The sequence below is a fragment of the Stenotrophomonas sp. CFBP 13718 genome (assembly GCF_014842145.1).
Lineage (GTDB): Bacteria > Pseudomonadota > Gammaproteobacteria > Xanthomonadales > Xanthomonadaceae > Stenotrophomonas.
In genome coordinates, this window is sequence record NZ_JACYVC010000001.1 from 272,874 (window position 1) to 285,078 (window position 12,205).

The 12,205-nt window shown below is 67.2% G+C and carries 7 protein-coding genes; 2 read left to right on the top strand and 5 right to left on the bottom strand.

Annotated features, from left to right (window positions below; all coding sequences use genetic code 11):
• Positions 1–63: 63 nt before the first annotated feature.
• Positions 64–1,326 (top strand): acyltransferase family protein, encoded by a 1,263-nt coding sequence (locus IFT58_RS01185; protein ID WP_192093698.1) that lies wholly within the window; start codon positions 64–66, stop codon positions 1,324–1,326.
• On the opposite strand, the gene IFT58_RS01190 is transcribed toward IFT58_RS01185, so the two are convergent.
• Positions 1,265–4,177, bottom strand: coding sequence for a VIT domain-containing protein (locus IFT58_RS01190; RefSeq protein WP_192093699.1), 2,913 nt, complete (start codon positions 4,175–4,177; stop codon positions 1,265–1,267). The genes IFT58_RS01185 and IFT58_RS01190 overlap by 62 nt on opposite strands.
• 135 nt (positions 4,178–4,312) lie before the next feature.
• Here IFT58_RS01190 and IFT58_RS01195 point away from each other — a divergent pair, with 135 nt between their 5' ends.
• The gene (locus tag IFT58_RS01195; RefSeq protein WP_192093700.1) at positions 4,313–5,368 is read left to right on the top strand and encodes a DUF1176 domain-containing protein; all 1,056 of its coding nucleotides are present in this window, start codon (positions 4,313–4,315) and stop codon (positions 5,366–5,368) included.
• Positions 5,369–5,437: 69 nt separating this feature from the next.
• Here IFT58_RS01195 and recJ read toward each other — a convergent pair whose 3' ends face one another.
• The 4 genes from recJ to carB all read right to left on the bottom strand — a co-directional run bounded on the left by recJ (position 5,438) and on the right by carB (position 12,184).
• Positions 5,438–7,177: a single-stranded-DNA-specific exonuclease RecJ gene (gene recJ, locus IFT58_RS01200; protein ID WP_192093701.1), complete on the bottom strand. Its 1,740-nt coding sequence runs from the start codon at positions 7,175–7,177 to the stop codon at positions 5,438–5,440.
• Positions 7,178–7,526: 349 nt separating this feature from the next.
• Positions 7,527–8,450 (bottom strand): phosphoglycerate mutase, encoded by a 924-nt coding sequence (locus tag IFT58_RS01205; protein ID WP_197974532.1) that lies wholly within the window; start codon positions 8,448–8,450, stop codon positions 7,527–7,529.
• A gap of 18 nt (positions 8,451–8,468) precedes the next feature.
• On the bottom strand, positions 8,469–8,933 hold the full coding sequence (gene greA, locus IFT58_RS01210) for a transcription elongation factor GreA (protein WP_188327290.1): 465 nt from the start codon (positions 8,931–8,933) through the stop codon (positions 8,469–8,471).
• Between the two features lie 8 nt (positions 8,934–8,941).
• A complete protein-coding gene (carB, locus tag IFT58_RS01215) occupies positions 8,942–12,184 on the bottom strand; it encodes a carbamoyl-phosphate synthase large subunit (protein ID WP_192093703.1) in 3,243 nt (1,080 codons plus the stop codon).
• Positions 12,185–12,205: the final 21 nt, after the last annotated feature.

Sequence of the window (12,205 nt, forward strand, 5' to 3'; positions counted from 1 at the left end):
CCCTGCATCGCCCCCACCCGACGACGGCACGCTTCGGACTTCCTTCCCGGGCTGCCCGTCACCATGCACCGCCGACATGATCTCGACGCCCTGCGCGTCCTCGCCCTCATGCTGCTCATCCCGTACCACGTCGGCATGGCCTACGTGGACGACTGGGGCTTTCATCTGAAGAGCGCGTACACGGCGGAATGGCTGCAGTGGCCGATGATCGCGCTCAACCGCTGGCGCATGCCCTTGCTGTTCGCCATCTCCGGCATCGCACTGGGACTGGCTGTTCCTGCGGCGGGACGCATGCGCTTTGCGCTGCGGCGCAGTGGGCGGTTGCTGCTGCCGCTGGTGTTCGGCATCGTCGCGGTGGTCAGCCTGCAGGCCTATTGCGAAGCGGTGGATACCGGCGACGTCGCCCCCGGACTGGGCGCCTTCCTGCTCCGCTACTGGCAATTCCGCCCGTGGCCCGGCGCCCACTTCACCGGCGCGGCCTTCGGCTTCACCTGGAACCATCTCTGGTATCTGGCCTATCTGGTTCCGTATTCGCTGCTGATGATCGGGCTGGCGTCGCTGCTGCGGCCCTTGCGCGCGCTGTTGCCCAGCGGGTCGCTGTCGAACCGGGTGATCGCCACGGCCGGCCTGCTGCTGCCGGTGTCCTGGCTGGCTTGGAACATTCTGGTGGTGCTGCCCGACCATCCGCCCACCCATGCCCTGATCGGCGATCTGTTCGTCCATGCCGAGTCATTGCCGTTGTTCGCGCTGGGTTTCATCGGTGCCCGTTGGCAGCGCGGCTGGGACCTGCTGCTGCGCTGGCGCTGGCCCACGCTGTGGCTGGCCGTGGTGGGCCTGTGCCTCGAGTTGGGCATCCGCGCGCTGGGCCGGATGCCGGGCCTGGACGGAAGCGAGGCGTGGATGCTCGCACTGCCGTGGGCGCAGACCGAGCGCATCGCACGCGCGCTGTACACGTGGACCGCTCTGCTGGCCCTGTTCGGCTGGGCACGGGCATGGCTGGACCGGCCGTTCCGATGGCTGCCCTATGCGCGAGAGGCGGTGTTCTGCCTCTATATCCTGCACCAGACCGTGCTGATCGTGCTGTTGTACTGGCTGCGTCCACTGGCCCTGGGGCCTTGGCTGGAACCCATGCTGGTGCTGGTCGGCACGTTCGCCGGCAGCCTGCTGCTGCACGAGCTGCTGATCCGCCGCGTGCCCCTGCTGCGGCCGCTGTTCGGCCTGCCGCGCCGGCATCCCGCTCGGAATCCAGCCAGTCCGTCTTCCGTCAACGCACCTCGAACTCGCCCACCAGCACCGTGTCCGCCTGATCCTTCAGCCGCAGGGTGACCTGCTGGTCCTGCTGCCGGGCAGTCCCCCAGTGCGTGCTCAGGCGCAGGGTGAGCGTGGTCGCACCGGTCACCAGCTGCTCGCGGCTGCCGAAGAAATTGGCTTCCACCTTGTAGACGCCGGGTTTGGCCTCGCGCAGTGAAAACTGCTCGGGCCCATACCCACCGGTGAAATCCTCCGACATCGCCCCGCCCTGGTAGGTCAGTCGATTGCCGTAGTACGCGCGCTCGCCATTCGGATCGGTCACCCACAGGTCCATGTCACTGTTGTCGCTGTCCCAGCCCAGCACCACGCGCAGGTCCAGTGGCATGGGGACGCGCAGCCGGGGATCGATCAGACCGGCATCCAGGTGTTCGCGGGCCGCCAGGGTCGTGGCTTCATCCAGCGCGATCAGCGAAATGCCGTTGAAGCGTGCATCCCACGGCCGCAGTACCACTTCGTACAGCGCACTCAATGCGGCCGGGTACTGGCCATCGGCTTCCAACGCCAGCCCCAGGTCGCGGAAACTCTGCGGCTCCTCCTCGCCCATTGCCAGCACGTCACGGAACACCGGCACCGCCTGCGCTGCGGCCCCCGCCTGCATCAGGCGATAGCCCAGCACGCGCAGCACATGGCGGTTCTCCAGCTGCATCTCCGCCAGGTTGGACAGCACCCGCAGGGCCAATGCACGCTGGCCCTTGGCCAGCAGCAGATCAGCCACGTCCAGGTAGAACGCACTGCTGTCGGCATGCGCGGCACGTTCCTGCAGATAGGTGCGGTAGAGCTCTCCCGCACTGGCGGAACGCAGGCGCCGGGCGTAGTCGGAATCCGGTGCCCAGGGCGCAAGCGAAATGGCGATGGCGCCGCTATGGCTCACGCGCTCCCCGGCCACGTCCGTCGCTGGCGTCCCGGCCGGGGCCGGGGCTGCCAGCGCCATCGGCGCCGGCGGGGGCACCGGGGCCCCCATTTCATCGGCAGCACGCGGTTCGGCGAACGCCTGCAGCGCCGCCATGGGCGCGCTTTCCCGCAGTGCCACCGGTCGGCTTTTCTGCTGCTCGGCACGCGGGGGTGCCTGCTTCGGCCACCGCGTCTCCCACCACCGGCGGCGTGCGGCCAGCTGCCCCGCGATCTGCTCCAGCCTGGCGCTGCGCGCGTGCTCGGCGTCGTCCACACCCAGTGCGTGCAGGCGGTCATAGTCGGCACGCAGCGGTGCCGGCGGGCGAATGCCGTTGGCCAGGTAGTCGTCCAGTGTTTCCAGCACGATCAAGGACGTATCTGCGCCGACCAGACCGAACTGCTGCGACAGCGAACGGATGCGCGCATCATGACGCGACGGATCGCCCGCCCAGTCGGCCAGCATCGCCCTGGCCCACGCATGGGCAACAAGACCTCCGGCCACGTCGCGGGCGGCGCTGACCGCAATGCGCTCGGTCACGATGCCACCGTCCGCTCCACGCAGGCGCAGGACCACGGTCCCATTGTCATCGCGCACGGCACCGTGGACGCGCACCCATCCCTGCCCGGCATCGCTCACCTCGGCGACCAGTTGATCCACGCCCTGTCCTTCAAGCGACATCACCTGCACCGCCTGCCGCAGCAACTGCGGTGCCACGGTTGCGGCGTCGGCGGCACGGGTCAGTACCAGCACGCGCCCGGCGTGCGCCGACGTCCATGCGCGCAGGCGCGGCACGTCGGTGTTCTCGCCTGCGCCACTGATCGCGTACAACCGCTGGCCGGCCCGTAGTGCCGGCAGCGCACGTGCACCGTAGTTGGCCAGGCCATCGCTCACCAGCACGTACTCCTCGATGTCCGCGCGCGGCGTCCACGCCCCCAGTGCGCTGGCACCGTCCAGCGGCAACGCCTGCAGGTACGCGCGCAGTGCCGACCAGTCGCCGCCGCGGATGGCGAAGTCACGCACGGGCTCGGCCTCGTCGCGCAGCACGGTCAGCTGCACCCGCCCCGTGCCGATGGCGCGGAAGTACGCATCCAGGACGGCCAGCTCCGCCTCGCGGTTGCGCCGCACCGCAGACCCCGATGCATCCCACAACAGGCCGACGCGTGACGGCATCGTGCGCGCGCGGACCTGGCTGGCGACGGGCACCTGCGCCAGCAGATAACGCTGGCCCTCATGCGTTCCCGTCACTACATCGGCCTGGCGCACCTGCGACACGGTCCATTGGGCCAGCGGCGGCAACGCGGCCCCCGCGCCCTGCCAACGGGCGTGATACCGGCCATCGCGCAGGACAAAAGCCCAGTCCGCTGCGGACACCGGACGCGGTGTGCCGCCACCACTTGCCTGCAGGCGCACGTCCACCTGCTGCGCATTCCGGGCGAACTGTAGCGGCAGGCTCCAGCGCAGGCCCTGCGCATCGGCCGGCAACGTCTGCCGCACCACCAGCGCAACGCGTCGGCTGCCGCGTGCGGGAATGGGATAGATGCGCAGGCGGAATTGATTGCCGGCGGTCTGCTCCAGCAGCCCCGGATCCACCCGGCGTCGTTCGATGGCCTCGAACACCTGCCGACCTTTGGCCTTCGCCACCGGCACCGCGTCGCGTAACGTCCCATCGATGTCCAACGCAAAGCCGGCCACCTGCTGACCGTCCGCGAGCGGAAACGCCAGCTGCCCTTCCAGTACGCGCGCGTTGGGGTTGAAGAACTCCATCTCGATACGGGTTTCGGCAAGTCCGCCGGCGACCTGGCTGTCCAGGCTGACCCGACGCAGCTGTACCGGCACCTCAGCGCCCTTTACCTGCAGCACCGGCGCGGTTACGGCGGCCACGGGCGGCAAGGGCGAGCGTGCGGCGACCGTTCCGCCGTGCAGACCCGCGACCAGACAGCAGAGCAGACCGATGCGGCGATGAAGAGATTCCATGGGGCGCTCCTGCGTAGTGGATGCTCCATTGAACGGCTGGTTGCGAGGAACGGGGTTGAGTGGATGCATGATGGGCCTGCACATCCGCATGAGCGACCATGTCGCTCCCTGATCGCCCTCCGGAACCTCCTTCCCATGCGCCTACTCTGCCTGCTGCCGTCGTTGCTGCTCGCGCCGTTCACCGCAATCGCCGCACCTGCCATCGTGCCTGGCGTGGACTTCACCCATAACGATTGGACCCTGGCCTGCGACAACACCCGCACCTGCCGCGCGGCGGGCTACCAGAATGAAGAGCTGCCAGACAGCCTGCCGGTATCGGTGCTGTTGACCCGCCTGGGTGGACCGGACCAACCGGTGACCGCCGAACTGATGCTGGGCCAGTACGAAGAGATCACGTTGCCCGCGCGCCTCAGCCTGCAGATCGACGGGGTCGACCAAGGCCGCGTGGACTATGCCGGCCAGGAAGGCACGGCACGGTTTTCACCCAAGCAGGTGGCTGCGCTGCTCACCGCGCTCAGCGGCCAGGGCCAGATCGTGTTCACCGGCAACGAGGGCACGCAGTGGACGCTGTCCGGGCGCGGCGCGTCTGCAGTGCTGCTGAAGATGGATGAGTTCCAAGGTCGCCTGGGCACGCCGGGCGCGCTCATGCGCAAGGGCAAGCGGGCCGAATCGTCGGTGCTGCCCGCGCTGCCGGTGCCGGTGGTGGTGCTGGGCACGTTGCCTGCCCCGCGCCCCTCCGATGCCGCGCTGGGCAGCTCAGCTGCGCTGCGTGCCGCATTGGTGGCGGCCACGCCGGCCGAGGACTGCGATGGGATCCAACCGGACCAGACCGTCGTGCTGGACGATCCGGCGCCGCCGTTGAACGTACGGCGACTGAGCGCGGACAAGCTGCTGGTGTCGACGGTGTGCTGGCGCGGCGCCTACAACGAGGGCAGCGGCTATTGGATGGTCAACGACCGCGCCCCGTATGTGCCCACGCTGGTGACGAATCTGGGCAACGACGACGACGGGCGCAGCATCAGCGGCGCACACAAAGGGCGCGGACTGGGCGATTGCTGGTCGATGAACGGCTGGGGCTGGGATGGACGCCGGTTCGTTGCCACCGCGGTGTCCACCAGCGGCATGTGCCGGTTGGTGGCCGCCGGCGGTGCGTGGGATCTGCCGACGCTGGTGACCCACGTCAAGGAATAAGAGTACGCGGAGGGTATCGCGCGGCCTGATGCAGTGTCTGTAGCGCCGAGCCCGGCTCGGCGGACTCCATCAGGCCGCGCTGCAATGCTCGACGATCAACTGGATCGCGGTGCCGCCGCGATAGTCGTCGCAGGCCAGCCGATAGGCCAGGTGTACGTTGCGCGCGGGCGCATTGCCGGTCCAGCCGCCGAACTGGATTGCGTTCACCACACCGCTCACGCCCGGTCGACGCAGTTCCAGCTTCAGGTGACGCTCCTTCAGCACGCGCCAGTTCGTCACCTCGAAGTGCCCATCGAACAGCGGCTCGGGGAAGCCCTGCCCCCATGGGCCGGCAAGGCGCAGCGCATCAGCGTGCTGGTGATCCAGTTCGTCACTGCCGAGCTCGCCGTCACTGAGCAGCTGCTGTTGCAGCATCACCGGGTCCAGCATCTGTTGTACGGCGGCGGAGAACGCGGCATGAAACGCAGCCAGATGCGCATGTGGCATGCTCATGCCTGCGGCCATGGCATGGCCACCGAAGCGCTCGATCAGCCCGGGGTGCCATGCATCCACCAGGGCCAGCGCGTCGCGGATATGCAGGCCGGGGATCGAACGGGCCGAACCGCGCATCGCATCGCTCCCGGGCTCTGCCGGTGCGAACGCCACGACCGGCCGATGCAGACGGTCCTTCATCTTCGACGCCACCAATCCCACCACGCCCGGGTGCCACTCCGCATCGAACAGCACCGCCGCGATCGGCCGCTGGCCATCATCATCCAGCACGACCTTGGCGACGGCTTTTTCGGCATCGTCGGTCATGGTCTGCTGCACGGCACGTCGTTCGGTGTTGATCTGTTCCAGTGTCTGCGCGATCTCGCGCGCTTGTCGCGGCTCTTCCGTCAGCAGCAACGCGATGCCGAGCGCCATGTCCTCCAGGCGACCGGCGGCGTTGAGCCGTGGCCCCAAGGCAAAGCCGATGTCCGTCGCGGTGAGCCGTGCGGCATCGCGACCGCTGGCTTCAATCAGGGCTTTCAGGCCGACGCAGCCCTGACCCGCACGCAGCCGGCGCAGGCCGGCGCTGACCAGCGCACGGTTGTTGGCGTCCAGCGCGACCAGATCGGCGACGGTACCCACCGCGACCAGGTCCAGCAGGACGGCAAGATCCGGCCCCTTGCCATCGGCGAACACCTTCATTTCGCGCAGGTGCCGGCGCAGCGCCAGCAGCACGTAGAAAATCACGCCCACGCCCGCAAGCGACTTGCTGGGGAAGGCATCGTCCTGCAGGTTGGGGTCCACGATCACATCGGCAGGCGGCAACTGCGGCCCTGGCAGATGGTGATCGGTGACCAGTACCTGCCAGCCCTTCGCCTTGGCCGCCGCAACGCCGGCATGGCAGGCGATGCCATGATCGACGGTCACCAGCAGGTCCGGCTGCAGTGCGGCGAGTTCTTCCACCAGCGCGGGCGACAGGCCATAGCCGTGCACCATGCGATTGGGCACCGCATGGGCCACGTGTCGCGCGCCGAGCATGCGCAGGCCGCGCACGCCGACCGCACACGCGGTGGCCCCGTCGCAGTCGAAATCGCCGACCACCACGATGCGCTTGTCCTGCGCGATGGCCGACGTCAGCAACGCGACTGCGCCGTCGATGCCGCCCAGCAGTTCGGGCGCATGCAGGCTGCCCAGCTTGGGCAACGCCAGCTCCGGTGTCGTCGCGCCGCGGCTGGAATACAGCCGTGCCAACAAAGGGAGCGTGCCGTCAGGCCACGACCCCACCTCGGTGTGCTCACGGCGACGGATAAGCAGTGCAGGTTCGGCGGCAGGGGACATCGGCGACGCCGGTTGCAGGAAGACAGCGCATGATACCGCGCTGGCAGCGCCCGCCGAACGAACGGGCCACGCGGGTTGCCCCGGTAGAGCCGACTTTAGTCGGCTGCTGTTCTCAGCCGACTGAAGTCGGCTCTACCCTCTCGGCTGCTGTCCTCAGCCGACTGAAGTCGGCTCTACCCTCTCGGCTGCTGTCCTCAGCCGACTGAAGTCGGCTCTACCCTCTCGGCTACTGTCACTCAGCCGACTGAAGTCGGCTCTACCTTGTCGGCCATTTTTCATGAAGCCGACGGAAGCTGTCCCGTCAACCGCTTTTCATTAAGCAGACGAAAGTCATCCCGTCGTCCGTTCTTCATCCAGCCGGCGGACGTTCGTCGTGCAGCTGGCGCGGTTTCTTCCAGAAGCTCCAGCGCTGCGAACGCATGAAGACAAACTGCGTGCCATCTTCGAAATCCAGTACCAGTTGGCGCAGTTCACCGCGCTGCAGGGCAGCCAGCAACGGGGTGATCGCATCGCGACCCAACTGCTCCAGCGAGCGCAGCTGGCGCAGGTCCACCAACGCATCCACGGTCTGTTCGCCATCGATCTGCACGCCCGCGGCCTGCGCCAGCGCGCGCAGCAGGGCATCGCGGCTGCGCACTTGGGCATGCGGCGTAGTCACCGTGGCCGGGAGGGCGCCCGCTCCCCAGAACCACAGCGAATTGATCGGAGAACTGCCGGCAGCGATGCGCTCGGCGTTCCACGGATGGGTGTGCAGCACGACCTGCGTTTCCGTCAGCAGGGCACGCCAACGGCGTCCCTCCCTGCCAGATGGCAGATGCGAGAACAGATCATCCCCCAGCACGTCCTCCGGACTGGCGAAGCGCGGCAGCGGCAGGTCGGCGGGCACCTGCAGATACCACCGCGATGCAACGGGTGCGTCCAGTACCAGGCCATGATCGGCGAACAGTGGCTGCAGGGCAGGCAGCAGTGCCACCACATCATCGTGGCCGGGCCGCAGCGTGTCGCCATGGCCCATCATGCGGGCGCCGTGCATGTCCGGCACCACATGGGCCGGATCGGCGCGCAGCCAGAGGTGTCCCTGCGCATCCCCGGCATCGAGTTGCCGCGTCAGGGCGGCGGCGGGCATCTCGCCCGCCGGCGCTACGGTGAAGTGGCGCTGCAGTTGCGCCGCCTCACCTGGATCGCGAACGTGGTGTTGGGCACGGCCCAGCGCACGTGCGACCTCATCCGGCAACGCTGCCGCGGGAAACCGGCTCCGCGCTGGCAGCAGCAGCGTTGCGTTGGCCACCGATCAGCCTTCGTAGCTGACGCTGACGATTTCGTACTCGCGCTGGCCAGCAGGCGCATCGATGGTGATGCTGTCGCCCTCCAGCTTGCCGATCATCGCCCGCGCCACGGGCGAGGAGATGGCGATCAGGCCCAGCTTGATGTCCGCTTCGAGGTCACCGACGATCTGGTACTTCTTCTCTTCGTCGGTTTCCACGTCGGCCAGCGTCACTGACGCGCCGAACACCACCTTCGAGCCCGCGTTGAGCTTGGACACGTCGATGATCTCGGCATGGGAAAGCTCACCTTCAAGCTGCTTGATGCGGCCTTCGATGAAGCCCTGCTCCTCGCGCGCGGCGTGGTACTCGGCGTTCTCCTTCAAGTCGCCGTGTTCACGTGCTTCGGCGATCGCCGCGATGACCTTCGGGCGCTTGACCGACTTCAGGTGGTCCAGCTCGTCGCGCAGACGCTGCGCGCCCTTCATCGTGATGGGAGCTCTCATGCGTTCAGTTCCTTGTGCAGTTCCTGCAGCGACCAGACCGGGCCGGTACCGCGGAATTCCAGCGAATGCACCAGTGCCTTGGCACCGGCGATGGTGGTCGAATAGGTCACGCGATGCTGCAGCGCTTCACGACGGATCGAGAACGAGTCATTGATCGCCGCGCGGCCTTCGGTGGTGTTGACGATGTAGACGATCTCGCCGTTCTTGATCCGGTCCACGATGTGCGGACGACCCTCCACGACTTTGTTGACGATCTCGCATTCCATGCCGTGCTGCTGCAGCCATGCAGCGGTGCCGCGGGTGGCGACCAGGGTGTAGCCCTTGGACAGCAGCGCCTCGGCGACCGGCAGCACGCGCTGCTTGTCCGGGTCACGCACCGACACGAAGGCCTTGCCCACCGGCGGCGCCTTGATGCCACCGGCTTCCTGGGCACGCGCGAACGCGGCACTGAAGCTGCGGCCCACACCCATCACTTCGCCGGTCGAACGCATCTCCGGCCCAAGGATCGGATCGACGCCCTGGAACTTGGCGAACGGGAAGATCGCCTCTTTCACCGAGTAGTAATCCGGCACGATTTCCTTGGTCGCACCCTGCTCTGCCAGCGTCTTGCCGGCCATGCAGCGGGCGGCGATCTTGGCCAGCGCCATGCCGGTCGCCTTGGACACGAACGGCACGGTGCGCGAAGCGCGCGGATTCACTTCCAGCAGGTAGACGATGTCTTCGCCGTTCTCACCGGCCTGGATGGCGAACTGGGTGTTCATCAGCCCGACCACGTTCAGCGCCTTGGCCAGCTCGACGACCTGGCGACGCAGCTCGGCCTGGGTTTCAGCGGACAGCGAATACGGCGGCAGCGAGCAGGACGAATCGCCCGAATGCACGCCGGCTTCTTCGATGTGCTCCATCAGGCCACCGATGAGCACGTTGCCCTGGTTGTCGGCGATGATGTCCACGTCCACTTCCACGGCATTGTCGAGGAAGCGGTCCAGCAGCACCGGCGAATCGTTGGACACCTTGACGGCGTCGCGCACGTAGCGGGCCAGATCGGACTCGCCGTAGACGATTTCCATCGCGCGGCCGCCCAGCACGTAACTCGGGCGCACCACCAGCGGGTAACCGATCTCGCGCGCCAGCAGCAGCGCTTCCTGGTCGTTGCGGGCGATGCGGTTCGGCGGCTGCTTCAGGCCCAGCTTGTCGACCAGCTGCTGGAAACGCTCGCGGTCTTCGGCCAGGTCGATGGAGTCCGGCGAGGTGCCGATCACCGGCACGCCGTTGGCTTCCAGCGCACGCGCCAGCTTCAGCGGCGTCTGCCCACCGTACTGCACGATCACGCCCTTCGGCTGCTCCAGCTCGACGATCTCCAGCACGTCTTCCAGCGTCAGCGGCTCGAAGTACAGGCGGTCGGAGGTGTCGTAGTCGGTCGAAACCGTTTCCGGGTTGCAGTTGACCATGATGGTTTCATAGCCATCTTCGCGCAGCGCCAGTGCGGCGTGCACGCAGCAGTAGTCGAACTCGATGCCCTGGCCGATGCGGTTCGGACCACCGCCCAGGATCATGATCTTGTCGCGGTTGGTCGGTGCGGCTTCGCATTCGTCCTCGTAGGTCGAATACAGATACGCCGTGCCGGTGGCGAACTCGCCCGCGCAGGAGTCAACCCGCTTGTACACGGGGCGCACCTGGTGCGCGCGGCGCAGGGCGCGCACGGCGGCTTCATTGGTGCCGGTCAGCTGGGCCAGGCGCGCATCGGAGAAGCCGGCACGCTTGAGCTTGCGCAGGCGCGCAGCATCCAGCCCGTCGATGCCGCTGGCGGCGACTTCGCCCTCAGCGGTGATGATCTCTTCGATCTGGTCCAGGAACCACGGATCGATGAAGGACAGCGCATGGATGTCTTCAACGCTCAGGCCGGCGCGGAACGCATCGGCCACGTAGAACAGGCGCTCCGGGCCCGGCGCCTTGAGCTCGCGGCGCATGGTCTGCAGATCGTCTTCGTTGCTCAGGTCCAGCTCGGTCGGGTCGAAGCCCACCTTGCCTGTTTCCAGGCCACGCAGCGCTTTCTGCATCGATTCCTGGAAGGTGCGACCCATCGCCATCACCTCGCCCACCGACTTCATCTGGGTGGTCAAGCGGGCATCGGCGGCCGGGAACTTCTCGAAGGCGAAGCGCGGAATCTTGGTCACCACGTAATCGATGGACGGCTCGAACGAAGCCGGGGTCAGGCCGCCGGTGATTTCGTTCTTCAGTTCGTCCAGCGTGTAGCCGACGGCCAGCTTGGCGGCGACCTTGGCGATCGGGAAGCCGGTGGCCTTGGACGCCAGTGCCGACGACCGCGATACGCGCGGGTTCATCTCGATCACCACCACGCGGCCGGTTTCCGGGTTGATGCCGAACTGCACGTTGGAGCCGCCGGTGTCCACGCCGATCTTGCGCAGCACAGCGATGGAGGCATCGCGCAGGCGCTGGTATTCCTTGTCGGTCAGGGTCTGCGCCGGGGCCACGGTGATCGAGTCACCGGTGTGCACGCCCATCGGGTCCAGGTTCTCGATGGAGCAGACGATGATGCAGTTGTCCGCGGTATCGCGGACCACTTCCATCTCGAACTCCTTCCAGCCGAGCACCGACTCTTCCACCAGCACTTCGGTGGTCGGCGACAGTTCCAGGCCCCGGGTGACGATGTCGATCAGCTCTTCGCGGTTGTACGCGATGCCGCCGCCGCTGCCGCCCAGGGTGAAGCTGGGACGGATGATGGTCGGATAACCCACGCGCGTCTGGATATCCAGCGCTTCTTCCAGCGTGTGCGCGACGGCCGCCGACGGGCATTCCAGGCCGATTTCGCCCATCGCCACGCGGAACAGCTCGCGGTCTTCGGCCATGCGGATCGCTTCGCGCTTGGCACCGATCAGCTCGACGTTGTACTTCTCCAGCACGCCATTGTCCGCCAGGTCCAGCGCGCAGTTCAGCGCGGTCTGGCCGCCCATGGTCGGCAGCAGGGCGTCGGGCTTCTCCTTGGCGATGATCTTCTCGACCGTCTGCCAGTTGATCGGCTCGATGTAGACGGCATCCGCCATATCCGGGTCGGTCATGATCGTGGCCGGGTTGCTGTTGACCAGCACCACGCGGTAGCCCTCGTCGCGCAGCGCCTTGCAGGCCTGCGCGCCAGAGTAGTCGAACTCACAGGCCTGGCCGATGACGATCGGGCCAGCACCGATGATGAGGATGGTTTTCAGGTCAGTGCGCTTTGCCATTTTCTTCTCTAGGTCGGTACA